The organism is Acidovorax sp. A1169 (assembly GCF_030704685.1).
Classification (GTDB): domain Bacteria; phylum Pseudomonadota; class Gammaproteobacteria; order Burkholderiales; family Burkholderiaceae_C; genus Acidovorax.
On record NZ_JAUZDX010000020.1, the window covers coordinates 86,869 to 113,209 of the forward strand.

22 protein-coding genes are annotated in these 26,341 nt (G+C 68.2%); 17 read left to right on the forward strand and 5 right to left on the reverse strand.

All coding sequences use genetic code 11. The annotated features are described in order from the left end of the window. Positions 1-299: 299 nt before the first annotated feature. From QYL93_RS25520 to QYL93_RS25530, 3 genes are all read left to right on the forward strand, one after another. The gene (locus QYL93_RS25520; protein WP_305746290.1) at positions 300-749 is read left to right on the forward strand and encodes a PaaI family thioesterase; all 450 of its coding nucleotides are present in this window, start codon (positions 300-302) and stop codon (positions 747-749) included. Between the two features lie 95 nt (positions 750-844). Continuing rightward, the gene (locus QYL93_RS25525) at positions 845-1,663 is read left to right on the forward strand and encodes an IclR family transcriptional regulator (RefSeq protein WP_305746291.1); all 819 of its coding nucleotides are present in this window, start codon (positions 845-847) and stop codon (positions 1,661-1,663) included. A 66-nt stretch (positions 1,664-1,729) separates the two neighbouring features. Then, positions 1,730-2,059 carry a hypothetical protein gene (locus QYL93_RS25530; protein ID WP_305746292.1) on the forward strand — a complete coding sequence of 110 codons (330 nt, stop codon included), beginning with the start codon at positions 1,730-1,732 and terminating at the stop codon, positions 2,057-2,059. 43 nt (positions 2,060-2,102) lie between these two features. Here QYL93_RS25530 and QYL93_RS25535 read toward each other — a convergent pair whose 3' ends face one another. From QYL93_RS25535 to QYL93_RS25550, 4 genes are read right to left on the reverse strand one after another with little or no spacing between them, the layout of a single operon-like run. Further along, complete coding sequence (locus tag QYL93_RS25535) at positions 2,103-3,065, reverse strand: tripartite tricarboxylate transporter substrate binding protein (RefSeq protein WP_305746293.1); 963 nt, start codon at positions 3,063-3,065, stop codon at positions 2,103-2,105. Between the two features lie 32 nt (positions 3,066-3,097). Beyond that, positions 3,098-4,300: a CaiB/BaiF CoA-transferase family protein gene (locus QYL93_RS25540; protein WP_305746294.1), complete on the reverse strand. Its 1,203-nt coding sequence runs from the start codon at positions 4,298-4,300 to the stop codon at positions 3,098-3,100. Positions 4,301-4,306: 6 nt separating this feature from the next. Then, positions 4,307-5,446, reverse strand: a complete 1,140-nt coding sequence (locus tag QYL93_RS25545; protein WP_305746295.1) for a MaoC family dehydratase N-terminal domain-containing protein — start codon at positions 5,444-5,446, stop codon at positions 4,307-4,309. 27 nt (positions 5,447-5,473) lie between these two features. Then, a complete protein-coding gene (locus QYL93_RS25550; protein ID WP_305746296.1) occupies positions 5,474-7,063 on the reverse strand; it encodes an acyl-CoA synthetase in 1,590 nt (529 codons plus the stop codon). A 364-nt stretch (positions 7,064-7,427) separates the two neighbouring features. Here QYL93_RS25550 and QYL93_RS25555 point away from each other — a divergent pair, with 364 nt between their 5' ends. The 9 genes from QYL93_RS25555 to QYL93_RS25595 all read left to right on the forward strand — a co-directional run bounded on the left by QYL93_RS25555 (position 7,428) and on the right by QYL93_RS25595 (position 20,014). Further along, entirely contained in the window at positions 7,428-8,795 is a 1,368-nt protein-coding gene (locus tag QYL93_RS25555; RefSeq protein WP_305746321.1) for an efflux transporter outer membrane subunit, read from the forward strand. A gap of 227 nt (positions 8,796-9,022) precedes the next feature. Then, positions 9,023-10,429 carry an efflux RND transporter periplasmic adaptor subunit gene (locus QYL93_RS25560; protein ID WP_305746297.1) on the forward strand — a complete coding sequence of 469 codons (1,407 nt, stop codon included), beginning with the start codon at positions 9,023-9,025 and terminating at the stop codon, positions 10,427-10,429. Continuing rightward, complete coding sequence (locus tag QYL93_RS25565; protein WP_305746298.1) at positions 10,426-11,232, forward strand: ABC transporter ATP-binding protein; 807 nt, start codon at positions 10,426-10,428, stop codon at positions 11,230-11,232. Before QYL93_RS25560 ends, QYL93_RS25565 begins: the two co-directional genes overlap by 4 nt. Beyond that, positions 11,232-12,437 carry an ABC transporter permease gene (locus QYL93_RS25570; protein WP_305746299.1) on the forward strand — a complete coding sequence of 402 codons (1,206 nt, stop codon included), beginning with the start codon at positions 11,232-11,234 and terminating at the stop codon, positions 12,435-12,437. The genes QYL93_RS25565 and QYL93_RS25570 overlap by 1 nt, the downstream gene beginning before the upstream one ends. Positions 12,438-12,811: 374 nt before the next feature. After that, entirely contained in the window at positions 12,812-15,346 is a 2,535-nt protein-coding gene (gene nirB, locus QYL93_RS25575; protein ID WP_305746300.1) for a nitrite reductase large subunit NirB, read from the forward strand. A 12-nt stretch (positions 15,347-15,358) separates the two neighbouring features. Then, the gene (gene nirD, locus QYL93_RS25580) at positions 15,359-15,715 is read left to right on the forward strand and encodes a nitrite reductase small subunit NirD (RefSeq protein ID WP_305746301.1); all 357 of its coding nucleotides are present in this window, start codon (positions 15,359-15,361) and stop codon (positions 15,713-15,715) included. 61 nt (positions 15,716-15,776) lie between these two features. Further along, a complete protein-coding gene (locus tag QYL93_RS25585) occupies positions 15,777-17,090 on the forward strand; it encodes a nitrate regulatory protein (RefSeq protein ID WP_305746302.1) in 1,314 nt (437 codons plus the stop codon). A gap of 349 nt (positions 17,091-17,439) precedes the next feature. Then, positions 17,440-18,252 (forward strand): formate/nitrite transporter family protein, encoded by an 813-nt coding sequence (locus tag QYL93_RS25590; RefSeq protein WP_305746303.1) that lies wholly within the window; start codon positions 17,440-17,442, stop codon positions 18,250-18,252. 10 nt (positions 18,253-18,262) lie between these two features. Further along, positions 18,263-20,014 carry a bifunctional protein-serine/threonine kinase/phosphatase gene (locus QYL93_RS25595; RefSeq protein WP_305746304.1) on the forward strand — a complete coding sequence of 584 codons (1,752 nt, stop codon included), beginning with the start codon at positions 18,263-18,265 and terminating at the stop codon, positions 20,012-20,014. Positions 20,015-20,153: 139 nt separating this feature from the next. Here QYL93_RS25595 and QYL93_RS25600 read toward each other — a convergent pair whose 3' ends face one another. Beyond that, positions 20,154-20,543 (reverse strand): Hsp20/alpha crystallin family protein, encoded by a 390-nt coding sequence (locus tag QYL93_RS25600; protein WP_305746305.1) that lies wholly within the window; start codon positions 20,541-20,543, stop codon positions 20,154-20,156. A 95-nt stretch (positions 20,544-20,638) separates the two neighbouring features. Here QYL93_RS25600 and QYL93_RS25605 point away from each other — a divergent pair, with 95 nt between their 5' ends. The 5 genes from QYL93_RS25605 (at position 20,639) to QYL93_RS25625 (ending at position 26,311) form a co-directional block, all read left to right on the forward strand. Continuing rightward, a complete protein-coding gene (locus tag QYL93_RS25605) occupies positions 20,639-21,985 on the forward strand; it encodes a branched-chain amino acid ABC transporter substrate-binding protein (protein ID WP_305746306.1) in 1,347 nt (448 codons plus the stop codon). 163 nt (positions 21,986-22,148) lie between these two features. Then, positions 22,149-23,150 carry an LLM class flavin-dependent oxidoreductase gene (locus QYL93_RS25610; RefSeq protein WP_305746307.1) on the forward strand — a complete coding sequence of 334 codons (1,002 nt, stop codon included), beginning with the start codon at positions 22,149-22,151 and terminating at the stop codon, positions 23,148-23,150. A gap of 23 nt (positions 23,151-23,173) precedes the next feature. Beyond that, on the forward strand, positions 23,174-24,535 hold the full coding sequence (locus QYL93_RS25615; RefSeq protein WP_305746308.1) for an LLM class flavin-dependent oxidoreductase: 1,362 nt from the start codon (positions 23,174-23,176) through the stop codon (positions 24,533-24,535). Continuing rightward, on the forward strand, positions 24,535-25,734 hold the full coding sequence (locus QYL93_RS25620; protein WP_305746309.1) for a M20 aminoacylase family protein: 1,200 nt from the start codon (positions 24,535-24,537) through the stop codon (positions 25,732-25,734). The genes QYL93_RS25615 and QYL93_RS25620 overlap by 1 nt, the downstream gene beginning before the upstream one ends. A 34-nt stretch (positions 25,735-25,768) precedes the next feature. Further along, positions 25,769-26,311, forward strand: a complete 543-nt coding sequence (locus QYL93_RS25625) for a GNAT family N-acetyltransferase (protein WP_305746310.1) — start codon at positions 25,769-25,771, stop codon at positions 26,309-26,311. Positions 26,312-26,341 lie beyond the last annotated feature (30 nt).

A 26,341-nucleotide genomic window follows, 5' to 3' on the forward strand; every position in this document is an offset into this window, starting at 1 on the left:
CTGAGGGCGCGGCGCAACGCCGTGCTCCGTTGGTGCGCCTGGCCTTCCCGGGCCTTGCCGGCGACCCCGCCGGGCTGCTCACATCTACTGTGCTGCATTTCTGGCCTGGGACTTCTGCGCGCAGCGCCCCCTATCCCCGGCACTTCGTCATCTTCCCGCATGCCCCCTTTCGCAGGGCGCTGTCTGCGGTGCGGGGTCGGATCTCGGATAGCGCCATACCTTCCATTGTTGGTGCCTTTGTCATAAAATTGTATGGAGACAATTGAATGATGTTTTGTACAAAAGATGGAGTGATCGCCATGACCGATGCGCAGGCAGTACCGGGTGGAGCGCCCGCGTCCCCGGAAGAGGGTGGTTGGCAGGTGCGATCCCTGGCGGGTTTCGCCGGTACGGCCGGACCGCTGTGGACCCGGCGAGAAGGGGACGGATGGGCCTATGGCTTCCTGATGGCACCGGCGCACCTCAATCCTGCCGGGGTGGTGCATGGCGGCGCGCTGCTCACCCTGGTGGACCATGCGATCAGCACCGTGGCGTGGGAGGCCAGCGGCCGGGTGCCGTGTGTCACGCTGCAGCTCGACTCGCAGTTTTTGACCGCCGTGCGGCAGGGGCAGTTTGCACAGGCGCGGGCGCAAATCACGCACCGCACCCACCAGATGGTGTTCATGCAGGGCAGTGTGGCGGTCGATGGCCAGATGGTCCTGCGCGCGCAGGCGATCATAAAAGTGCTGCCCGCGGAGCGACTCGCATGAGGGCCGGCCTCCCGGCACCAGGGACGGCGCGGGGTTCCAAGGGCTCGCCCCAGCAGCCCTGCACTATCATGCAAATTTGGCCCTCGCCCCTTTTCATGCCTCCAAAGCGCACACCGACGTCCGAGCCGGCGCCGCCGACCCCCCAAAAGCCCGCCGTGCGCGTGCGGCCCGTGCCAGCCGTCAGCCGGTCCATTGCCATCCTTCGCTTCCTCGGAAACGCCAAGCAGGGCCTGGGTGTCAAGGCCATCGCCGATGAGCTGGGCCTGGTGCCCAGCACCTGCCTGCACATCCTGCGCGTGCTGGTCAGCGAGGAACTGGTCAGCGTGGACCCGGCCACCAAGCGCTACTTGCTGGGCAGCGGCATGATCAGCCTGGCCCGCAGCGTGCTGGAGAGCAGCGGCTTCGCGCAGCTCGTGCAGCCCGCGCTCGACCGCCTCGCGTCCACCCGAGGGGTCACGGCCATGGGTGTGGAGATCACGCCCAAGCAGTCCGTCGTGGTGCTCGCGCTGTCGCGCTCGAACCAGCCGTTTCGCCTGCACACCGACGTGGGCAGCCAGTTCTCCCACCTGGCCAGTGCCACCGGCCGGCTGATCGCCGCCTACAGCGGAGAGAACTGGACGCAGCTGCGCCAGAAGTTCAATGCCACGCAATGGGACAAGAAGCCCGCCTTCGACACCTGGAGGCGCGAGGTGGAGCTGGCCCGGGCGCAGGGCTGGAGCCTGGACCGCGACAACTTCATGAGTGGCCTCACCGTGGTCGCCGTGCCCATCTGTTCGCCCGGCGGAAGCCTCACGCACACCCTGGTGGCGGCTGGCATGTCCAGCCAGCTCAATGCCACCGAAACCACTGAACTGGCCGCGATGATGCTGCGCGAAGCCCAGGCCATCGGCAACCTGCTGGTGGCGCGGAGTTAGGGCATGGCGTTCGATAGCGACCCCATTCCCGGCGAAGGTCTCCAGACGGTTCTTCGCACCATTCCCATGCCTGCAGACCTGGGGATCGGTGGGCAGATTCCCATCGGCTGGGTGCTGGGGCAACTCGACCAGGCGGGCGCCGTGCTGCCGGGCGGCCATTTCAGGCGCAACGTGGCGCTGGTGCAGCTCGATGCCATCGAGGTCGAGGCGATGCCCAGGCTGGGCGATTTCGTCACCTTTCGCGCCCGCCTGCTGGACGCAGGTGCCGAGCGCGCGAAGGTGGAGGTGCAGGCCCTGAGGACCTCCCGGGGCGCTCAAGGCCTGGAGCAGGAGCAGGTCCTGCGCACCTGCCTGGTGTATGTGCCGCTGCCCGCCGACGGCGGCATGCCCGACTAGCTTTTGCAGGCTTGGCACGAGAGCCTGCGCCGGGCTGTCGGGCTCAATCGACCTTCATGTCGGCCGCGTGGATAACCGGCTGCCACTTCTTGCGCTCGGACAGGGCGAACTCCCGGAGATGGACGGCGGTGCCGCCCGCGGGCTCGAAGCCCAGCTCCAGCAGCTTGTGCCGTGCCTCGGGGCGCTGCAGCACCTTGTTCATGGCGGCGTTGAGTGTGGCGACCACCGCCGCCGGGGTGTTCTTGGGCGCGTACAAGGCGTTCCAGGCGATCACCTCGAAGCCGGCGTAGCCCTGCTCGTCCATGGTCTTGACGCCCGGCACCAGGGTGCTGGGCTTGCTCGACGTGACGGCGATCGCGCGCACCTTGCCCGAGGCGAGGTGGGGCCTGAGGCTGGTGGGGGTGTCCACGATCACCGGCAACTGCCCGCCCAGCACATCGGTCATGGCATTGCCCGAGCCCTTGTAGGGCACGCCAAACACCGGGGCCCCCGAGCGCTGCTTGAGCAGTTCCACCACCAGGCGCGCACTGGTGCTGGGCATGGCGATGTCGGCAGACCGCGTGCTGCGGGCGGCGGTGTCCACCAGTTCCTTGGGGGTGTGAAAGGGCGACTGGCTGTTGACCGCCACGACCATGGGGAAGGTGCCCACCAGGACGACGGGCTCGAAGTCCCGCTCCGCGTCGAACGGCACCCGCGCATACAGGTACTGGTTGAGCGCATGGGTCGCATTCGTCCCCATGGTCAGGGTGTAGCCGTCGGGCGCGGCCTGGGCCGCGATCTCCTTGCCCAGGTTGCCCCCGGCGCCCGGCCGGTTGTCGATCACGATGGCCTGCCCCAGGTCGCGGGACATCTGCTCGGCCAGGTACCTGGTGGCGATGTCCGTGCCCTGCCCGGCAGGGTAGGCCACGATGATCTTGATCGGCTTGGCGGGGTAGGTCTGGGCGCCCACCGGTGCCGGGCTCGCCATGGCACAGGCGGCCGCCATCACTGCAGCAATCAGTCGCATTGTTGTCTCCTTGTGTATTCTTGATCGAAACGCTATCGCCGTGTTGCGGGGGCTGCGCCGCTGCCCTGCAGCTGGTCTCGCTCCTGGGCGCTGAAACCCAGGCTTTCCAATATCTGCGCCGCGTCCTGCGCAAACCGGGGCGGGCTCGCCCCGGCCACGCCCGGCGTGCCCATCAGCCGCATCGGCGAGCGCACGCCGGTGTAGCCGTCCCGCTGCACCAGCATCTGCCGGTGCGCGCAGTGCGCGTGGGCCAAGGCCCGCGGGATCGAGTTCACCGCACCGGCGGGCACGCCCGCGCGCATCAGCGACTCGCACAGCGGCTCGCAGTCCATGGACGCAATGGCCGTCTCGATGGCTTGCTTGAGCGCGTCCCGGTGCACCAGCCGCTGGGCGTTGGAGGTGAAACGCTCGTCCGCGATCAGCGCCTGCAGGCCGACGTGGCTGCAGAACCGCTGGAACTGGACGTCGGTCATGATCCCGATGAACAGTTCCCCGTCACGGGCCCTGAACTTGTCGTAAGGCGCGATGTTGGGGTGCGCGCTGCCCAGCAGCTCGGGGTCCTTCTGCGACGCCAGCCAGTTCGAGGCATGCGGCAGCAGCAGGCTGAGCGCCGTGTCATAGAGCGCCGCCTCCACGCGCTGGCCGCGCCCATCCGCAGCCCGTGCATGCAGCGCCATCAGGATGCCCGAGAGCGCCACGTAGCCGGTCAGGTGGTCGACCACGGGAATCCCGATGCGGGTGGCCCCGCAGGATTCGTCGCCGTTGACGCTCATCAGCCCGCACAGGGCCTGCAGCACCGCGTCGTACCCGGGCAGCCCGCCCAGCGGGCCGTCCGCCCCGAAGCCCGTGATGTTGCAGTAGACCAGGCGCGGATAGCGCTCGGCCAGGGCCTGTTCGTAGCCCAGGCCCCAGCGCTCCATGGTTCCCGGCAGGAAGTTCTCCACCAGCACGTCGGCATCGCCGAGCAGCCGGTGCAGCACCTCCTGCGCCTGCGGCATCGACAGGTCCAGGCTCATGGCCCGCTTGCCCCGGTTGAGTGCGGAAAAGTAGGCTGCACTGCCCGCGCTGTCGAAGGGCGGTCCGAGCCGGCGGGTTTCATCGCCCGTGGGTGGCTCGATCTTCACCACGTCGGCCCCCTGGTCCGCGAGGACCTGGGTGCACAGCGGCCCGGCGAGCACACGCGTCAGGTCGATGACTTTCAGCCCCTGCAGTGCGCCGGTAGGGGTCGTAGGCATCGGATGTCATCCCCGCGATGGCAGGGCCACCACGCCGCTTCCGACCACCGAGAGCTCGCCGTCCTGGTTGTGCGCTTCCTGCTCGATCTCGACCAGGTGCTGGCCGTTCTCGGTGTACTTGCGCTTGACCTTGCCCTTGATGAACAGCAGGTCGCCTTCGGGGTTGTGGCGGCGGATCTTGCAACTCGCCTTTTGCAGGAAACCGGTGTCGCCCATCCAGTTGGTCAACTGGTGGGTGAGCCAGGAGGTGCGCTCCGGGCCGTAGTCGTAGGCACCCGGTGCGCCCACTTCCAGCGCAAAGTCTTCTTCCCAGTGCACGCGCTCTGGCACGTCGGGAATGCCGAAGCGGTTCTTGATGCCCACGCCAGGGTGCGAGTCGATGAGCTTCCAGGCGAGCTTGTTCGCGCGGATGTACAGGCCGCCCCAGCCCTGGGCATAGGCGATGAAGCCGGTCACGGTCATCGGGCCCTTGAAGAGCACCGGCAGGTCTTCGCCTTCTTTCACGTCCTCCCAGTAGCGGGGCGTGGCACCGCGGATCTCTTCGTTGCGGTAGAGCTTGAAGGCCTCGTTCAATTCTTCGTCGGTGTAGCGGCGCGGCTCGCGTGCGCGCACCTCCTTGTACTTGGTGCCCTGTTCGCGCGCATGGTCGCGCTCGGTGCGAAAGCACCAGCTGTCGGCCTCGGCCACCTTGTCGCCCTGCTGGTTGAAGAAATCGACGTGGTAGATCTGCTGCACGGCGCGCCCGGCAAAGCGTGTCTGGTGCTCCACCAGATCCTTGAGGTAGGCCTCGGTGCGGATCTCGTCGTTGCGGTGCAGGGGCTTGTGCCAGGTCCAGTCCGAACCCGACCACATGGCATGCACGCCAGGCAGCCCGCCGACATAGCCCGAGACTATGCGGCTGGTGGAGAACAGGAAGCTGGGCAGGGCGACGATGCCGCGGTAGTGGGACTTCGCGGCGTACTCGGGGTCGCACCACAGCGGGTTGTCGTCGCCGATGCCGTGGGCATAGTGGCGGATGTTGTCGCGCGTGGCCTCGAAGCACCAGGGCTCGGCCATCTGGCCGATCTTCACGCCGATGCGCTGGCGCAGATCGTCAAGGCCACTCTCCGTGATCTTGGGAAAACTGCGGGGGTTGGAACTGCTCATGGGTTGTCTCCTTGGGGTGGTAAAAAATCAGTGGGCTGTGGAAAGGGATGCCGCAGAGGCAAGGGCAGCGGCCGCAGCTACCGCCTCGCGCTCGCGCAGCACCTTGCGGTGCACCTTGCCGGCGGGGGTTTTGGGTAGCTCGGGCGAAAACTCGACGTGGCGCGGGTACTCGTGCTGGCTCAGCTTGGTCTTCACGAGCTCCTGGATCTCCAGGGAAAACGCCTCGCTGGCCGGCCGCGCGCTGACCACGAAGGCCTTGACGACCTGGCCGCGCACGGCATCGGGCACGCCGATGGCGGCGGCCTCCAGCACGTCGCCGTGCATGAGGATCACGTTCTCGATCTCCACCGCGCTCATGGTCCAGCCGGCCGAGATGATCACGTCGTCCGCACGCCCGCCGTGGTGGAAGTAGCCGTCGCTGTCGATGCGGCCCAGGTCCTTGGTGGGCACCCATTCGCCGCGGCGCAGCACCATCAGCTGGCCGGTCACGTCCACGGGGCACACCTGGCCCTGTGCGTCGTGCACCTCGACCCGGGTGCCGGGCACGGCCTTGCCCAGCGAGCCACGCTTGACCGGGAAATCCGCAGCGCCGGGGTAGCTGGCCAGCACGACCCCGATCTCGGTGGTGCCGTACATGCTGCAGACTTCCAGGGCGAACTTCTGGCGCACGTAGTCCGCCGTGTCGTCGTCAATGGGCTCGCCCGTGAAGGACAGCTTCTCGAAATGGAAGGCGTACTGCTCCGCCTTGCCGCAGTTCTTGAGCATGCGGTAGTGCGTGGCGGCGGCCGACATGTTGGTGAAGCGGTGCTGCGACAGGGCCTGCAGCAGCCGCTCGGGATTGAAGCGCCCGCTGTAGGCCCCCACCGTGAGGCCCAGCGCCAGCGGCGCGAGCGTGCCATGCCACAGGCCATGGCCCCAGGCCGGTGACGAGGGGCAGAAGAACCGGTCCCCGGGCCGCAGCCCCGTGCCATAGAGGGCCGCGACCATCAGGGTCACGAGCGCCTTGTGTGTGTGCCCGACGGCCTCGGGCAGCTCCCGCGTGGTACCCGATGTGTACTGGAAGACGGCCAGGTCGTCGGCCCGGGATGTGGCCTCGTACACCGTGGGAAAGTCGGCCAGGCGCTTGAAGAAGCCCGCGTCGAAGACCAGCACCTGCAGGCCGTCGATGGAGCGGGCGACTTCCTCCTTGTGCTCGTTGGTGACGAGCATGGCCGGCTTGCAGTCGTTGACGCGAAGTCGCACGCCGTCGGGGCCGAACAGCGTGAACAGCGGCACGGCGATGGCCCCGCGCTTGATCACCCCGAACATGGCCGTGTAGAAGGCGCGCGAGGGCTCCAGCATGATGGCCACGCGGTCCCCGGCCTGTATGCCGCTCGACTCCAGGTAGTGGGCAAACGCCGAGGAGTCCGCCGCGAGCTCCGCGTACGTGATGACCTCGTCCTCCCCGCCCGCGTGCACCACCACCAGCGCATCGCGGCCGGCCCCCGCATGCCGGTCCACGCACTCGTGGGCGATGTTGAACCGCTCGCGATTTCCATCGAAAAGCTCCCACAGCCGGTCGGGCGAGAAATGGGCCTGGGCATCCGCGTAGAGCGTGTAGTCGGTGAGTCGCTGCATGGGCTTCAGAGGTCGTTCATTGAGGTGATTCAGTTTCTTGATTTCACCTGTATTTGTCAAATGAGTGCATTGATTGTCTATGTACAAAAATTGTTGGCGTGCCCCTGTGTGCAAAAAAAGCACGCTTCGACGGGATGGTTGATAGGGGGTGGAAGGCCGGGGCGCGCATGCATGCGGCGCCGGTTTGTGTCGATTCTTTACCTGGGGTTCACACGTTGGCAGTCATTGCGACGGATCGGTTTTGCACAATGGCAGCACCAGCGAGAGCGCACCCTGAGCATCCATGAAACTTCTGTCCTTCCTTTTCCCTGCAGCCTCCGGCCGGGCGCCGTCGCGGCCCCTGGGCCGTGACGTGCCTTTTGCCATGCTGGCGCTGGCTGCGGCCCTGTCCGGCTGCGCCAGCATGGCCCCGCAGGACGCCCGCCTGCCCGACACACCCGTGCCCACGGCATGGGCCGCCGGCACAACGGCTGCGTCTGGCGTCACGGCCACTTCGTTGGCCCAGTGGTGGCAGCGCCTGGGTGACCCGCAACTGACCGCGCTGGTCGAACAGGCCCTCACGGCCAACACCAGCGTGCGCACGGCCCAGGCCGCGCTGCGGCAGGCGCGCGCCCAGGTGGACGTGCAGGCCGCCGGCCTGTCGCCCCAGGTGGGCGCCTCGGCCTCGGCGCAGCGCAGCCGCTCGGGCAACAGCGGTACCGGCAACAACTTCCAGGTGGGCTTCGATGCGAGCTGGGAGCCCGATGTGTTCGGCCGCGTGCGCGCCGGGGTCAACGCTAGCGAGGCCGATGCCCGCGCTGCCGAGGCCAGCCTGGCCGACGTGCAGGTGTCGCTGGCGGCCGAGGTGGCGGTGAACTACATCGAGCTGCGCGGCCTGCAGCAGCGCCTGGTGATCGCGCGCAGCAACCTGGCCAGCCAGAGTGAGACGCTGCAGATCACGCAGTGGCGCCTGCAGGCGGGCCTGACCACCTCGCTCGTGGCCGAGCAGGCGCGTGCGGCGTCGGAGCAGACCGCAGCCCAGATCCCCGCGCTCGAAGCCAGCCTGGCCCAGTCGCGCCACAGCCTGGCCGTGCTGACGGGCCAGGCGCCGGCCGCGCTCGATGCGCAACTGGCCGCCAGCGTGGCCGTGCCCCAGCCCGCCGATGAACTGGCCATGGCGATCCCCGCCGAAACCCTGCGCCAGCGGCCCGACGTGCGCGCCGCCGAGCAGCGCATCACTGCCGCGCTGGCCCGCGTCTCGCAGGCAGATGCGGCGCGCTACCCGGATTTCGGCATCAGTGGATCGCTGGGCCTGCGCGCCCTCACGCTGGGGGCCTTGAGCGGCGGTAGTGCCGTGGCCGCCTCGCTGCTGGGCAGCATCTCGGTACCGCTGCTCGACGGCGGTGCCGCGCGCGCCCAGGTGCGGACGCAGGAGGCCAGCCTGGAGCAGGCGCGCATCGCCTACGAGGCGGCCGTGCTCACGGCGCTCAAGGATGTGGAAGATGCGCTGGTGTCCCTGCGCGGCAACCGCGAGCGCCTGGTGCGCCTGCGCTCCGCTGCCGATGCCGCCGGCAACGCCGAGTTGCTGGCACGCCAGCGCTACAGCAGCGGGCTGATCGACTTCCAGTCGGTACTGGAGACCCAGCGCACGCTGCTGTCCACCCAGGAGGGCGTGGCCACCACGGTGGCCAACCTGTCCGCCGACCATGTGCGGCTGTACAAGGCGCTGGGCGGCGGCTGGCAAGCGCCTTAGAGCGGCTAACAAAACTCTTCTGGCGTCGTTGCTGCGTCTTGTCGTACTACCGTACTGCCTGCAATGTGTCTGACGTGTAGCGCCTAGCCGGAACCGCTTCGCTGAGTTTTGTTATCCGCTCTTAGCCGTACCGCGTTTCATTTCCTGCTGCCCCATGGAGGTTCCTGCGCAAGGCGCACGGACACCCGGCAGCGACCTCTTTCCAGTCTTCACCCGAGCCGATTGCCATGACCGACAACACCAAGGAATCGCAGCCCCGTGCTGCCACCACCGGGGCCAGTGCCCCGGCCGACCTGCAGGCCCTGCTGGGCGGGGATGCACCGCGCCGCTGGTACCGGCGCACCTCGCTGTGGCTGGGCGTTGCGGCGCTGGCGCTGGCGGGGGCCGGCATCTACGCCTGGCAGGTGCAAAAGCAGGCCAGTGCAGCACCGGTCTATGTGACGGAGGAGGTCAGGAAGGGCAACCTCACGCTGTCCGTTTCGGCAAATGGCACGCTGCAGCCCACGCGGCTGGTGACCATCGGCAGCGAGCTGTCGGGCACGGTGCGCCAGGTGATGGTGGACGTGAACGACAAGGTCAAGAAGGGCCAGGTGCTGGTGGAGCTGGACACCGCCAAGCTCGATGCGCAGGTGCTGCGCTCGCGCGCCTCGCTGGCCTCCGCGCAGGCGCGGCAGGCACAGGCCGCGGCCACCACCAAGGAGGCGCTGGCAAGTCTGGGCCGTCTGGAAGAAGTGGCGCGCCTGTCGGGCGGCAAGGTGCCTTCGGCTGCCGAGCTGGACACGGGCCGCGCCACGCTGGAGCGTGCGCGCGCCGACGAGGCCAGCGCCCGCGCCACCGTGGACGATGCCCGTGCGGCCCTGTCCACCGATGAGACCAGCCTGTCCAAGGCTTCGATCCGCTCGCCCATCGATGGTGTGGTGCTCACCCGCACGGTGGAACCCGGCAATGCCGTGGCCGCTTCGCTGCAGGCCGTGACGCTGTTCACCGTGGCAGAAGACCTTACCCGGCTGCGCCTGGACGTGAGCGTGGACGAGGCCGACGTGGGCTCGCTGCAGGTGGGGCAAAAGGCCAGTTTCACCGTCAGCGCCTACCCCTCGCGGCGCTACCCAGCCACGGTCACGCGCGTTTCCTTCGGCTCGACCAAGACGGACAACGTGGTCACCTACATCACCTGGCTGGAGGTGAACAACACCGACATGAGCCTGCGCCCCGGCATGACGGCGGCGGCCACCATCACGTCCACCGAGCGCAATGATGTGCTGCTGGTGCCCAACACGGCACTGCGCTTCACGCCGGCGCAGGCAGCCCCTGCGGCGGGCGGCGCCGCTGGCGCTCCCCCGGCGGCGGGCGCCAAGCCCGCGTCGGCACAGGGTGGAGGCATCCTGGGGCAGCTCATGCCGCGCATGCCCCGCCAGGGGGGCAATCGCCGTGCGGGCGCGGGTGCGGGCGGGCCGCCCGGTGAGGACGCGGCAGCGAAGATGCGCCAGGTGTGGGTGCTCAAGGACGGCGCGGCGCAGCCGCTGCAGGTGCGCGTGGGCATAAGCGACGGCCGCATGACCGAGGTGACCGGCGAGGGCATCACGCCCGGCATGGCCGTGATCACCGACCAGCGCAGCAACGGGGCGGCGCGATGACGGCCGCAGGCAGCACTGGTGGCACGGGCGGCATGCCGCTGATACGCCTGCGTGGCGTCACCAAGGTGTACGGTGAGGGCGCGCTGGCTTTTCAGGCGCTCAAGGGGGTGGACCTGGACATCGCCCAGGGCGACTTCGTGGCCATCATGGGGCCCAGCGGCTCGGGCAAGTCCACGGCCATGAATACCCTTGGTTGCCTGGACCGGCCCACCACGGGTGACTACCTGTTCAAGGGTGTGCACGTGGAGGCGCTGCAGCGCGACGAGCGTGCGCGGCTGCGCAGGCGCTATTTCGGCTTCGTGTTCCAGGGCTTCAACCTGCTGGCACGCACCTCGGCACAGGAGAACGTGGAGCTGCCCCTGCTGTACCGGGGCGAGCCTGCGGCGTCGCGCCGTGTGGCGGCGGCCAGGGCGCTGGCTGCCGTGGGCCTCAAGGGCTGGGAGCACCACACGCCGGCCGAGCTGTCGGGCGGGCAGCAGCAGCGCGTGGCGATTGCGCGCGCCATCGTCACCGAGCCCGCCGTGCTGCTGGCCGACGAGCCCACCGGCAACCTCGATACGCAGCGCAGCCACGAGATCATGGAGCTGCTGTGGCGCCTGAATGTGGACCAGGGCATCACCGTGCTCATGGTCACGCACGAGAGCGACATGGCCGAGTACGCGCGGCGCATCGTGCGCTTCGTCGATGGCGTGGTGGACAGCGATGTACCCAACCCGCATCCGCGCGGCCTGTTGCGTGAAACGGGCACGCAGGGTGGGGCCGCCGTGCCCGGCGCAGCGCAGCCTCTGGTGGGGGTGCACTGATGTTCCTGAGCACCATTCTCCTGGCGCTGCGCTCCATACGGCGCAACCTCATGCGCTCGTTCCTGACCATCCTGGGCATTGTGATCGGCGTGAGCGCGGTGATCACCATGGTCACGCTGGGCAACGGCGCCACCTTGGCCATCCAGAACCAGATCTCGGGCCTGGGCACCAACCTGCTGCAGGTGCGCCCTGGCCAGCGCATGGGGCCGGGCGGCGGCGCGGGCGGGGCGGCGTTCAAGGACACCGATGCCGATGCGATCGCGCAGCAGATCGGCGGCGTTTTGGCCGTGGCGCCCGAGTCGCGCGCGGCAGCCACCGTGGTGGCGGGCGGGCGCAACTGGGCCACCAGCATCATCGGCAGCACCAATGCCTGGCTGCAGACGGGCAACTGGACCTTGCGCATCGGCCGCGAATTCACCGACGATGAGCTGCGTGCCGGTGCTGCGGTCTGCGTGATCGGCGAGACCGTGCGCCGCGAGCTCTACGGCACGCGCGATGCCGTGGGCGAGCAGCTGCGCGTGAAGGCCTTCTCGTGCGAGGTGGTGGGCGTGCTGGCCTCCAAGGGCCAGGGCGCCTTCGGCAACGACCAGGACGACACCGTGCTGGTGCCCCTGCGCACCCTGCAGCGCCGCGTGACCGGTAACACGCGTGTGAACACCCTGCTGGTGTCGATGAAGGACGGCAGCGAGCCCGAACGCGTGAAGGCCAGCCTGACCCAACTGCTGCGCGAGCTGCGCAAGCTCTCGGATTCGGACGAGGACAATTTCAACGTGCTCGATACCAAGCAGCTGGGCGAGACGCTCTCGGGCACCACCAAGGTCCTGACGACGCTGCTCGGTGCGGTGGCTGCCGTGAGCCTGCTGGTGGGCGGCATCGGCATCATGAACATCATGCTGGTGAGCGTGACCGAGCGCACGCGCGAGATCGGGCTGCGCCTGGCCATCGGCGCGCTCGAGCGCGAGGTGCTGCTGCAGTTCCTGATCGAGGCGGTGGTGCTGGCCGCACTGGGCGGGCTCATCGGCATCGTGCTGGCCACGGCGGCCTCGCTGGGCCTGTCGGTGCTGATGGGGGTGCCCTACCTCTTCAACCCCGGCGTGAACCTGATGTCCTTCGTGTTCTCGGCCGGCATCGGCGTGGTGTTCGGCTACTTCCCTGCGCGCCGGGCAGCGCGCATGGACCCCATCGACGCGCTGCGCCACGAGTGATGTGCCTCCCCGGTGCCGTGGCACCGGGGCAGGGCGGGGAACTGCTCCATCTACGCCCCAAATTGGTGACATGCTGCACCGCAGCGAGGCGCCCCGCGGCGCCGCGCCAGCGCTGCGGCAGGGTTGCACCCGCAAAAAGAGTCGGCACGCTTATTGCTGAACTGAGCTGTCCGCCGGTAAAGCTGCCCGCGCACTGATAACAACCCCTCCGCTAATGATGGCGGAACACCCGAGCGAGCCGCGGCTTACGCAGCTGGCTGCTTGGTAGTTCCAACCCACGCCCGTGGTTCCGCGGAGGGTGCGTTGTGCCGCAAGGCATGGCACATCCTGCACCCCTCGAACTGGTTCCCCGGGTCCTTGCAGGATGAGCAAGCATGAAAATCGTTCTCATTGGCCACGGCATGGTCGGCCACAAGTTCCTCGAAAGCCTGGCCGAGACCGGCATCACCGGCGTCGAAGTCACCGTGCTCTGCGAAGAGCCACGCCCTGCCTACGACCGGGTGCACCTCTCCGCATTCTTCAGCGGCACCTCGGCCGATGAGCTCTCTCTGGTCGAGCCCGGCTTCTTCGAGCGCACCGGCTTCACGCTGCGCCTCGCGGCGCGCGCCGCCTCGGTGGACCGCCGCACGCGCACCGTGACCACGGCCGAGGGCGAGGTCCTGCCCTACGACAAGCTGGTGCTGGCCACCGGCTCCAACCCCTTCGTGCCCCAGGTGCCAGGGCGCGACCGCGAGCACTGCTTCGTCTACCGCACCATCGAAGACCTGGAGGCCATGCTGGCCTCAGGCGCCAAATCCAAGACCGGCGTGGTCGTGGGCGGTGGTTTGCTGGGCCTGGAATGCGCCAAGGCGCTGCGCGACATGGGCCTTGAGACCCACGTGGTCGAGTTCGCCCCGCGGCTCATGGCCGTGCAGGTCGACGAAGGCGGTGGCCGCGTGCTGCGCGCCAAGATCGAGGAACTGGGCGTGCAGGTGCACACCGGCCGCAACACCCAGGAGATCACCGATGGCGCCCGCGCGCGCCACCGCATGGTGTTTGCCGACGGCACCTGGCTGGAGACCGACATGATCGTCTTCTCCGCCGGCATCCGCCCGCGCGACGACCTGGCGCGCCAGTCCCTGCTGGCCGTGGGCCCGCGCGGAGGCGTGGCCATCGACAGCGCCTGCCGTACCAGCGACCACGACGTCTACGCCATCGGCGAATGCGCGTCGTGGAACGAGCAGACCTTCGGCCTGGTGGCGCCCGGCTACGACATGGCCCGTGTGGCCGCCCGCCACATCGCAGGCGATGCCGATGCCGCCTTTGTCGGCGCAGACATGAGCACCAAGCTCAAGCTCATGGGCGTGGACGTGGCCAGCATCGGCGACGCGCATGCGAAAACGCCGCACAGCCGCACCTGCCAGTATGTGGACGAGCGCCGCCAGATCTACAAGAAGATCGTCATCAGCGAGGACGGCAAGCAACTGCTGGGCGCGGTGCTGATTGGCGACGCCACCGAATACGGCACCCTGTTGCAGATGGCGCTCAACGGCATTACGCTGCCCGAGGACCCCGAGTTCCTGATCTTCCCGTCCAGCGACGGCAAGGCCAAGCCCGGCCTCGGCGTGGACGCGCTGCCCGACACGGCGCAGATCTGCTCGTGCAACAACGTCACCAAGGCCGGCATCTGCGAGGCCGTGGGCAACGGCGCCTGCACCATCGCCGAGATGAAGGCCTGCACCAAGGCCGGCGCCACCTGCGGCGGCTGCGTGCCCCTGGTCACCCAGGTCATGAAGGCCGAGATGGCGCGCCGCGGCATGGCCGTGAACAACCACATCTGCGAGCACTTTGCGTACTCGCGCCAGGAGATCTACCACCTGGTGCGCGTGGGCAACATCAAGAGCTTCGAGGACCTGATGGCAAAGCACGGCAAGGGCATGGGCTGTGACATCTGCAAACCCGTGGCGGCCAGCGTGTTCGCCTCCTGCTGGAATGAGTTCGTGCTCAAAAAAGAGCTTGCCGGCCTGCAGGACAGCAATGACTACTACCTGGGCAACATCCAGAAGGACGGCACCTACTCGGTGGTGCCGCGCATGCCCGGCGGCGAGGTCACGCCCGACGGCCTGATCGCCGTGGGCCAGGTGGCCAAGAAGTACGGCCTGTACACCAAGGTCACGGGCGGCCAGCGCGTGGACCTGTTCGGCGCGCGCGTGGAGCAACTGCCCACCATCTGGGAGGAACTGATCGCCGCCGGCTTCGAGTCGGGCCATGCCTACGGCAAATCGCTGCGCACCGTCAAGAGCTGCGTGGGTTCGACCTGGTGCCGCTATGGCGTGGGCGACAGCGTGGGCCTGGCCGTGGAGTTGGAGCACCGCTACAAGGGCCTGCGCTCGCCGCACAAGATCAAGTTCGGCGTGTCGGGCTGCACGCGCGAATGCGCCGAGGCGCAGGGCAAGGACATCGGCATCATCGCCACCGAAAAGGGCTGGAACCTCTACATCTGCGGCAACGGCGGCATGAAGCCGCGCCACGCCGAGCTGTTCGCGTCCGACCTCACCAAGGAAGACCTGGTGCGCATGATCGACCGCGTGCTGATGTTCTACGTGCGCACGGCCGATCGGCTGCAGCGCACCAGCACCTGGCGCGAGAACCTCGAAGGCGGCCTGGCCTACCTTACCGACGTGCTGATCAAGGACAGCCTGGGCCTGTGCGCCGAGCTCGAAGCCCAGATGCAGCACGTGGCGGACACCTACCAGTGCGAGTGGAAGACGGCCATCACCGACCCCGAAACGCGCAAGCGCTTTCGCTCCTTCGTCAACAGCGACAAGGCCGACGAAAACGTGCTCTTCGTCGAGGAGCGTGGCCAGATCCGTCCGGCACGGGCGGACGAGCGCAGCGCCAAAGTCATCCCCATCCGCCAGGCAGCCTGAAAGGCAAAGAACATGAGCGCACTTCCCATGAACAGCACCGACCCCCTTGCCTGGACCGACATCTGCGCGGTTGACGACATCCTGCCCAGCACCGGCGTCTGCGCGCTGGTGGCCGACCGCCATGTGGCGGTGTTCCGCACCGGCAGCGACCAGTTCTTTGCCATCGACAACGTGGACCCCAAGTCGGGCGCCAGCGTGCTGTCGCGCGGGCTCATCGGCAACCTGGGCGAGCGTGTCGTGGTCGCCTCGCCGCTGTACAAGAACCACTTCGACCTGCGCACCGGCGAATGCCTGGAGGCGCCCGAGCATTCGGTGCAGGCGCACGGCGTGCGCGCTGAGGGCGGTCGCATCAGCGTGGCAGTGGCTTGAACGCTTTGGGCGGCGTCTGGCGGGGTTAGCATCTGCGTATCCTGAATCCCGGAGTCACCGCATGCCCGATCTGGCCGCCGCGCCCCTGTCCGTTTCCAGCCTCGTGCTGCGCTCGCGCCAGCTCGAGATCGATGCGGTGCACCACCTGGCCAGCCGGGCCGCGCTGGTGGACGTGGTCGGCCAGCTGATCGAGGGCCTGCAGCGCGAGCGCGGTGCATCGGGCGTGTACCTGGCGTCCAAGGCGCAGCGCTTTGCCGACCTGCGTGGCCGCATCGTGCAGGAGGTGGTGTTGCTCGAAGCCAAGCTGCGCGCGGAGTTTGCCCAGCATGTCGAGCCCGCCCAGGGCGCCACGGCCAAGGCCTTGTCGCTGATGGCGTGGGCGCTGCTGGGGCTCGATTCGCTGCCCGCGCTGCGCAGCCAGATCGACAAGCAGGCGATGGCGGCGCACGACTCGATTGCCGCGTTCAGCCACCTGATCGCCGGGCTGATCGAACTGGTCTTCCACGTGGCCGATGCGGCCGCTTTGCCCAGTGTCTCGCGCCAGCTCGTGGCCCTGCTGCACCTGGTGCAGGCGCAGGAAGAAGCAGGCCAGGAGCGGGCCATGGGCGCGCTGCTCTTTGCGTCCGGCCTGGGCAGCGACGCGCACCAGCAGCGGGTGCTGCACCTGATCGATGCGCAGGAGCGCAGCCTGCGCGTGTTTTCAGAATTTGCCGACCCGGCCCTGCGCACGCGCTGGGAGCAGCAGCAACTGGCCCCGGGCATGGCCCAGTTGGAGCGCCTGCGGCGCACGCTGTGCGTGGCCCGCCCCGGTGCGGCGCTGGACAGCAACCTGAGCGACGCCTGGTTCGACGTGTCCACCGAGCGCATCAACGCGTTGTGGCAGCTGCAGGTCGAGCTGGTGCAGCGCCTGCGCGAAGATTGCGCGGCCCGCATCCTCGAAGCCCAGCAAGACCTGCAGGATTCCAGGGGCCTGCTGCGCGGCCTGCGCGACAACCCGCCGCAGCGCACGCACGCGGTGGACCGCTTCTTCGACATCGCCATCGCACCCGAGGCCGTGCCCGAGCAGGCCGCCAGCGCGCATGCGGGTGAATCGGCATCGCTGCTGGACCTGCTGCAGGCCCAGTCGGCACGCATGGCCAGCATGGAGGCCGAACTCGAAGCCGCCCGCCGCACGCTCAATGAGCGCAAGGTGATCGAGCGCGCCAAGGGCGTGCTGATGGCCCGCCTGGGCATGAACGAGGAAGTCGCCTTCCGCGTGCTGCAAAAAACCTCGATGGACCAGAACCGCCGCCTGCTCGACGTGGCTGAGGCCACGCTGTCCCTGCCCGACCTGGCGTTCGCCCACCCCGACCGCAAGGGCGACAAGCCCGTTTGATCCATGCTGGTGCCTTGACTGCACCGGCTTGATGCCATCCGCTGGCCGCGGCGGCAGGTGTGCACAGAATGCGGGACACAAGGCAGCCATGGACTGCCCCAATGAGGGTACGGAACTTGCATGGAATAGCCTGGATGGCGGGCTAACGGCGGCCTGCCATCCACCGCCTGCGGTTGCCCGCAGGCCCAGGAATCGCGCATCCGAGGATAACGGCGTCCATTGCGTTCCCCATCTGTATGGGGGCGCAGCGGACGCCGTTTTCTTTTTTCCTCCTCCTCTTCTTCTTGCGCGCTTCCCCGGGTGGACCCCTTGGGAAGCATGCCAGTCTCCCCGTCCCAAAGGAAGTGCAATGGCCTACCTCGCCCCCGCCGAGTTCGTGACCAAGATGGTCGATTCCGGTGAATCCAAGCTCCTGATGTCCACCCGCGACACGCTGATCCGCTCCTACATGGCCGGTGCCATCCTGGCGCTGGCGGCCGCGTTCGCCGTGACCGTCACGGTCAACACCGGCAACCCGCTGATCGGCGCCATGCTGTTCCCGGTGGGCTTCATCATGTTGTACCTGATGGGCTTCGACCTTTTGACCGGCGTGTTCACGCTGGCGCCGCTGGCCGTGTTCGACAAGCGCCCCGGTGCCACCTGGGCCGGCGTGCTGCGCAACTGGGGCCTGGTGTTCGTGGGCAACTTCGCGGGCGCGCTCACGGTGGCGGTGTTCATGGCCATCATCTTCACCTTCGGTTTCAGCGAGGCGCCCAATGCCGTCGGCGAGAAGCTCGGCCACATCGGCGAAGGCCGCACGGTGGGCTACGCCGCCCACGGCGCAGCCGGAATGCTCACGCTGTTCGTGCGCGCAGTGATGTGCAACTGGATGGTCTCCACCGGCGTGGTCGCCGCGATGATGTCCACCACCGTCTCGGGCAAGGCCATCGGCATGTGGATGCCGGTGATGATCTTCTTCTACATGGGCTTCGAGCATTCCATCGTCAACATGTTCCTGTTCCCCACGGGGCTGATGCTGGGCGGCAAGTTCACGCTGATGGACTACCTGATCTGGAACGAGCTGCCCACGGTGCTCGGCAACCTGGTCGGCGGCCTGACCTTCGTGGGCGCGACCCTGTACGCCACGCACTACAAGACCGGCCCCAAGCGCAAGATCGCATAAGCCCCAAGCCATGGCCAACAGCGCCTTGTGCGCCACGCTCGGCCAGCATTCCCAGGCCGGGCGCAAGGGCGACAACCACGTTAACCAGGACTTCCATGGCGCCATGCTGCCCGTGGGGCCGCTGCGCAGCACCAAGGGCATTGCGCTGGCGCTGGCCGATGGCATAGGCTCCAGCGCCGTGAGCCAGGAGGCCAGTGCGGCGGCGGTGCGCGGCTTCCTGGAAGACTACTACGCCACCTCCGAGGCCTGGTCGGTGCGCCGTTCGGCCCAGCGCGTGCTGGGCGCCACCAATGCCTGGCTGCATGCGCAGACCATGCGCAGCCATGCGCGCTTCGACAAGGACCGGGGCTACGTCACCACCTTCAGCGCGCTCATCCTCAAGGGCCGCGAGGTGCATCTGCTGCACGTCGGCGATGCGCGCATCTACCGCGTGCACGCCACGGCCCTGGAGCAGTTGACCGAGGACCACCGCGTGCACCTGTCCTCGGTCGAATCCTTCCTGGGCCGGGCGCTCGGCATGGGGCCCAACGTGGAGATCGACTACCGCAGCCTGCCGGCCGAGGTGGGTGATGTCTACCTGCTGGCGACCGACGGGGCGTACATGCACCTGGATGCGACCGCTGTGCACGCGGCCATTGCGCAGTGCGCGGATGACTTCGATGCGGCGGCGCGGGTGCTGGTCGCCGCTGCCCAGGCGCGCGGGGCCACCGACGACCTGACGGTGCAGTTGCTGCGCATCGACGCGCTGCCCGAGGACCGGGCATTGGCACACCTGCCGCCGCAGCGCGAGGGGCTGTCCCTGCCGCCGCCGCTCTCGCCGCGCATGGGCTTCGAGGGCTACACCATCGTGCGCGAACTGCATGCGAGTTCGCGCAGCCACGTGCACCTGGCCGTGGACGATGCCACGGGCCAGCAGGTGGTGATCAAGACCCCTTCAGTGGACCTGGCCACCGAGAAGGACTACCTGGACCGCTTTGTGCTGGAGGAGTGGGTGGCGCGGCGCATCCACAGCCCGCACGTGCTGCGCGCAGCCGGCAGCGAGCGGCCACGCCAGCATGTCTATGTGGCCATGGAGTTCGTGGATGGGCAGACCCTCACCCAGTGGATGACCGACCACCCCTTGCCAGACCTGGATGCCGTGCGCAGCCTCGTCGCCCAGATCGGCAAGGGGCTGCACGCCTTCCATGCGCGCGAAATGCTGCACCAGGACCTCAGGCCCGAGAACCTGATGATCGACCGCAGCGGCACCGTGAAGCTCATCGATTTCGGATCGGCGCACGTGGCGGGCCTGGCCGAGGGCACGTCCGGCGCACGCGCGGACAGCATTGCCGGCACGCTGCAGTACACCGCGCCCGAGTATTTCGTGGGTGGCGAGGGGGATGCGCGCTCGGACCTGTTCTCGCTGGCGGTGCTGACCTACCAGATGCTCACCGGCCAGTTGCCCTATGGCCTGCAGGTGGTGCGCCTGCGTTCACCGACAGAGCTCAAGCAATTGCGCTATGTGCCCGTGCGCCATCTGCGGCCCGGGCTGCCGGCCTGGCTCGATGGGGTGCTGCAAAAAGCCCTGCAACCCGAGGCATCCAAACGCCAGGAGGCGGTGTCCGAGTTCCTGTACGACCTGCAATCGCCTGGCGCGCAGTTCCAGCGCCTGCGCGCGCCACCGCTGGTAGAGCGCAATCCGGTGCGGTTCTGGCAGGCCGTGTCGTGCCTTCTGGGGCTGGCGGTGCTGGTGCTGTCGGGGATGCGCGCTTACGGAAACTGAATGAACCGTTGCGGTTCGGCGCGCGAGAAAGGAGAGGGGCGATGCAGCCCTGTGGCCGGGAAGGCCTTTGCCGCGTGGGGACAGCCGGCACGGGCAGGCAGAGCGCGGCGGTCAGGCCGCGCTCCACTGCGCCGTGTACTTACTGGATGCTCAGCGTGGTGGCCTTGCTGACGGGTTCCACACGCACCAGGGTGAGCGTGAGCACGCCGTTTTCGAGCTTGGCGCTGCTGGCCGCGGCATCGATGTCAGTGGCCAGTTCCCAGGCGCGCTGCACTTGGCGGGGGGCGCCTTCCACGCTGGACAGGCGCACCACATTGCCTTCGATGGCAATCTGCAGTTGCTCACGGGCCAGGCCGGGCACGTCGAGTTGCAAGGTGGTGGCTTTGTCGTCCTGCGTGACGGTCACGCCGGCAGAGCGGGCGGGCGCTGCATTGGCAAAGCTGCCGAGCAAAAAGCGCTGCAAGGCCACATCGGCAGAGCGGGGGGCGTTGTTGAAGGCGGAACGGCGGGCGACGGGGGCGAAGATCATGAAAAGGACTCCTATACACTGCGCGGCTCTCGACGTGGTCGCCGCATGGACAGAACTTGTGTACGGCCGCGCGGGTTTTCAAGGGGAAAAAGAGCATGAATAAATTGCGGTTCGCGGGCTTGAAATCAGGCGCTGCGGCATTACGTCATTCCGTTTTGGCCGTCGCCGCCACACTGGCCTGCACGCTGGAACCGGCCTCCAGCAGCTGGGCACAGGCAGCGGCCCCGGCTGCCGCCACGGCACCCGCCAAGCCCGTGAAGATGGCGCTGATCGAAAGCCTCTCGGGCTCCTTTGCCAACACCGGCGAAGCCGTCTACCGCAACATCTACTGGGCCATGGAGCGCGTCAACGCGCGCGGCGGCGTGGCACTGCCGGCCAGCGCCGGCGGTCCGCGCCCGCTGGCGCTGGAGCGCTACGACAGCAAGGGCCAGAACGAAGAGGCCCTGTCGGCCCTGCGCGCGGCCATCGATGACGGCGCGCAGGTCGTCCTGCAGGGCAACTCCTCGGCCACGGCCGCAGTGCTGATCGAGGCCATCAACAAACACAACGAGCGCGAGCCGAACAAGCGCGTGATCTTCCTCAACTACTCGGCGGTGGACCCCATCCTGACCAACGAGAAGTGCAGCTTCTGGCACTTCCGCTTCGACGCCCATGCCGACATGCGCATGGCCGCGCTCATGGAGGTGATGCGCGACGACAAGGCTTTGAAGAGCGTTTACCTGATCGGCCAGGACTACAGCTTCGGCCAGGCCGTGCTGCGCGAGGCCAAGAAGCAACTGACGGCCCAGCGCCCTGACGTGGCCGTGGTCGGCGAAGAGCTGCACCCCGTGGGCCGCGTGAAGGACTTCGCGCCCTACGCCGTGAAGATCAAGACCAGCGGCGCGCAGGCCGTCGTCACCGGCAACTGGGGCAACGACCTCACCCTGCTGGTCAAGGCCGCGCGCGAGGTGGGCTACGAAGGCAGCTTCTACACCTTCTACGGCAACGCGCTCGGGGCACCGGCCGCCATCGGCGACGCAGGCATCGGCAAGGTGGTGGCCGTGGCCGACTGGCTGCCCAACGTGCCGGGTGCGCCCAGCGAGGCCTTCTACCAGTCCTTCCGCGAGCGCTTTCCCAAGCCCCAGGACGACTACGTGCACATGCGCATGCAGCTCATGGTCGAGGCGCTGGCGCAGTCCATCGAACGCGCGGGCAGCACCGATCCGGTGGCCGTGGCGCGGCAGATGGAAAAGGCCAGCGTGCAGCTCTCGGGCCAGGGCGGCAGCATGCGCGCGGCGGACCACCAGTTCCAGCAGGCATTGGTGGTGGGCGTGATGGACAAGAAGGGCGCGCCCGGCGTCAAGTTCGACGTCGAAGGCTCGGGCTACGGCTTTCGCGTGGTGCGCCAGATCGCCCCAGCCAAGGCCCAGCAGCCCCACAGTTGCACCATGCAGAGGCCTTGATACGGCAGCGTGCGCGGGCCCGCAGCCGGCTCCGCACGCCAGGCGGGCAAAGGGCCGGGGCGCCTTTTGTCCGCATATCGATATGACAAGTTAGCGCAACGCGCGCCGGCCCGGGGCCACAGAATTTGCAGCATTGTTCATCCATGCGCGAATCGCCCCCACCGTGTCCTATGCCCTGTCCCTGCTCGACAAGAGCCCTGTTCCTGAAGGCGCCACGGCGGCCCAGGCGTTGCAGCGCACCGTAGCGCTGGCGCAGCGCGCCGAGCAACTGGGCTACCGCCGCTTTTGGGTGGCCGAACACCATGGCAACCCGGGCCTGGCGGGCTCGGCACCCGAGGTGCTGGTCGCGCACCTGCTGGCGCGCACTTCGCGCATCCGCGTGGGCTCAGGCGGCGTCATGCTGCAGCACTACAGTCCCTTCAAGGTGGCCGAGGCCTTCAAGCTGCTGGCCGCGCTGGCACCGGGCCGTGTGGACCTGGGTGTGGGCAAAGCGCCCGGCGGCCTGCCGCTGTCCACCCGCGCGCTGCAGGCCGCACGCGACCCGGTGCGCAAGGCCGACTTTGCGGTGCAACTGGCCGAGCTCGATGCCTTTGTCTCCAGCACCCTTCCCGCCGACCACCCGCTGGCCGGCGCCGTGGCCCTGCCCGAGCCACCGAGCCTGCCCGAACGCTTCCTGCTCGGTGGCAGCCCCGACAGTGCCGCGCTGGCCGCGCGCCATGGCTGGCAGTTCGTCTACGCCGGGCATTTCAATGGCGACCCGGTCAACATCGAGCGCTCGGTGCAGGTTTACCGCGAGGCCGCAGGCCGTGCGCCGCTGCTGGCGCTCTATGCCTTTGTGGCCGATACGCAGGAGGAGGCCGAGCGCCTGGTGGGTGCGCTGCGCGTGTTCAAGTTGCACCTGTCCACCGGCCAGAGTGTGAACCTGTCCAATGAAAAAGCCGCTGCCGAATTCGCGCGCCAGGCCGGCGTGAGCGACTACCGCCTCGAAGAAACCCGCCCGCATGTGATCGCGGGCTCGCAGACCTTCGTGCGCCATGCGCTCGATTCGCTGGCCGATCGCTACGGCATCGAGGAGTTCGTGGTTGACACCCCGGTCACGGGCTTTGCCGAGCGCCTCGCGTCGGTGGAACTGCTCGCCGGTGCCCTGCAGACCTCAGAAGCCTGACCCCCGCCCCAGAAGGAAAGAGCATGAGCAACCCAACCCCCGTCCGCTCTCCCATCCGCTTCGGCCTGATGCTGCACGGCGCAGGCGGCCACATGAATTCATGGAAGCACCCCGCCGGCCCGGCCGACGCGAGCGTGAACCTGCAGTTCTACATCGACACCGCGCGCAAGGCCGAGGCCAACGGCATCGCGTTCGCCTTCGTGGCCGATGGCCTGTTCATCAACGAGAAGTCCATCCCGCACTTTTTGAACCGCTTCGAGCCCATCTCCATCCTCTCGGCACTGGCCGTGGCCACGAGCAAGATCGGGCTGGCAGGCACCATTTCCACCTCGTACAGCGACCCGTTCACGGTGGCGCGCCAGTTCGCATCGCTCGACCTCATCAGCCAGGGCCGCGCGGGCTGGAACGTGGTGACCACACCGCTCGAAGGCACGGCCAGCAACTACAGCCGCCAGCACCCCGACCACGCGCTGCGCTACGAGATCGCCGACGAGTACCTGGAGGTCACCCAGGGCCTGTGGGACAGCTGGGACGAGGACGCCGTGGTGCGCAACCGTGCCACCGGCCAGTTCTTCGACCCCGCCAAGCTGCACACGCTCAACCACAAGGGCCGCTTCTTCCAGGTGGCGGGGCCCCTCAACATCGGGCGCTCGCCGCAGGGCCAGCCGGTGATCTTCCAGGCCGGCTCGTCCGATGCGGGCGTGGGCCTGGCGGGCAAGTACGCCGACGCGGTGTTCACGCATTCGCCCAACCTGGAGGCCACGCGCGCCTTCCTGCGCCAGGTCAAGGCCAGCGCGGTGGCGCAGGGCCGCCAGGGAGACGACGTGAAGATCTTCCCGGGCATCGGCCCGGTGGTGGGTGCCACGCAGGAGGAAGCCGAGGCCAAGTACCAGGCCATCCGCGAACTGCTCACCGTGGAAGAGGCACTGGCCTACCTGGGCCGCTATTTCGACCACCACGATTTCAGCCAGTACCCGCTGGACGAGCCCTTCCCCGAGCTGGGCGAGATCGGGCGCAACAGTTTCCGCTCCACTACCGACCGCATCAAGGCCGATGCCAGGGAGCGCGGCCTCACGCTGCGCCAGGTGGCACTGGAGGCGGCCACGCCGCGCTCGCAGTTCGTGGGCACGGGCGAGCGGGTGGCCGACGAGATCATCCGCTGGGTGGACGAGGGTGCAGCCGATGGCTTCATCCTCGGCTTCCCGGTGTTGTCGCAGGGGCTCGAAGACTTCGTGACCCATGTGATCCCCGTGCTGGAGGCGCGTGGCCGCTATGAGCGCACGCTGCCCGGCGCCACGCTGCGCGACCACCTGGGCCTGCCGCGCAAGGCCAGCCGGTATACGGCTGTGGATGGGCTGGGCGCCACCGACAGGAAGGTCGCCTGATGGGCGCCGCACTGCCTGCGGTCGGCGCTGAAGATGTGGCGCGCGTGGAGGAGGGCATCGCTGCCTTCATCGGCGAGTTCAAGGCCCTGCGCCAGGACCTGCACCGCCACCCGGAGTTGTCCTTCCAGGAGCACCGCACCGCCGCCATCGTGGCCGAGCGCCTGGCGGCCTGGGGCTACGAGGTGACCCCCGGCATTGCCGGCACGGGCGTCGTGGGCCGGCTCCTTCGTGGCAGCAGTGGCAAGTCGCTGGGCATCCGCGCCGACATGGACGCGCTGCCCATCACCGAGGCCACGGGCCTGCCCTATGCGAGCGAAAACGCCGGCGTGATGCATGCGTGCGGGCACGACGGGCACACCACGGTGCTGCTCGCGGCGGCGCGCTTCCTGGCCGAGTCGGGCCGCTTCGACGGCGCGCTGAACCTGATCTTCCAGCCCGCCGAGGAGCATGGCGGCGGCGCCAACCGCATGATCGCCGAGGGTCTGTTCGAGCGCTTTCCCTGCGATGCGGTGTTCGGCCTGCACAACTGGCCCTGCGTGGGCGCGGGGCACTTCGGCTGCGTCACCGGGCCGGCGATGGCCTCGGTGGACCAGATCACCATCACCGTGCGCGGCAAGGGCGGCCACGGCGCTGCGCCGCACGAGACGGTGGACCCGGTGGTGGCCGCAGCGCACATCATCACGGCGCTGCAGACGGTGGTCTCGCGCAACGTCGATCCGCTGGACATGGGCGTGGTCACCGTGGGCTCGATCCACGGCGGTGCCGCCCCGAATGTGATTCCCGAGAGCGTGGAACTGAAACTCACGGCGCGGGCCTTCAAGCCCGAGGTGCGGGCGACCCTGCAGGAGCGCATTCCGGCCATCGCGCGGTCCCAGGCCGAGAGCTTTGGCGCCACGGCCGAGGTGCAGTATCGCCCGGGCTACCCCGCGGTGCTGAACCACGATGCCGAGACGGCGCTGGCGCGCAGCGTGGCCGTGGACACCTTCGGCGCCGCGCGCGTGGACGCCGGCTTTCGCCCGCGCACGGCCAGCGAGGACTTCGCCTTCATGCTGCTCCAGCGGCCTGGCAGCTATGTCTTCGTGGGCAATGGCGACGGCGCCTCGCTGCACAGCCCGTACTACGACTTCAATGACGCCATCCTGGCGCCCTCGGCCACCTACTGGGTGCGCCTGGCAGAGCGCTACCTGGCGCCCGCATGACCCTCTTTCCTGTTGCCTTGATGGACGCGACACCATGAGCGAACTATTCGTCTACACCACCCCCCTGGACCCGCTGGCGCGCCCGCTGGTGGAGGAACTGAGCTACGAGTACGAAAGCCGCTATGGCGACTTCTACGAACGTGAGGGCGGCCCGCGTGAGATGGAGAAATACCCCGCCGAGCTGTTCTCCCCGCCCGAGGGCGGCAACTTCGTGCTGCTGCTGCGCGATGGCGTGGCCATCGGCGGTGGCGCCTTCAAGCGCCACCCGGACCCCGGCACGGCCGAGGTCAAGCGTGTGTGGACGCACTCGGCCGAGCGCCGCCAGGGCCTGGCACGCCGGGTGGTGCAGGAGCTTGAGGCGCAGGCGCTGCGCCAGGGCTACACCCGCATCTACCTGACCACGGGCTTTCGCCAGCCCGAGGCCGTGGCGCTGTACCTGGGCCATGGCTATACAGCGCTGTTCGACCGCTCGGCACCCGAGGGCACCTACCGCTCGCTGCCGTTCGAGAAAACCCTCGTGCCCACTTCGTCCGCCTTTGCCGCGGCCGTTTTAGAACCTCTGGCCCGCGCGGCCTGAGGCTTCCTTCTTCGCTTCGCCCCACAAGAA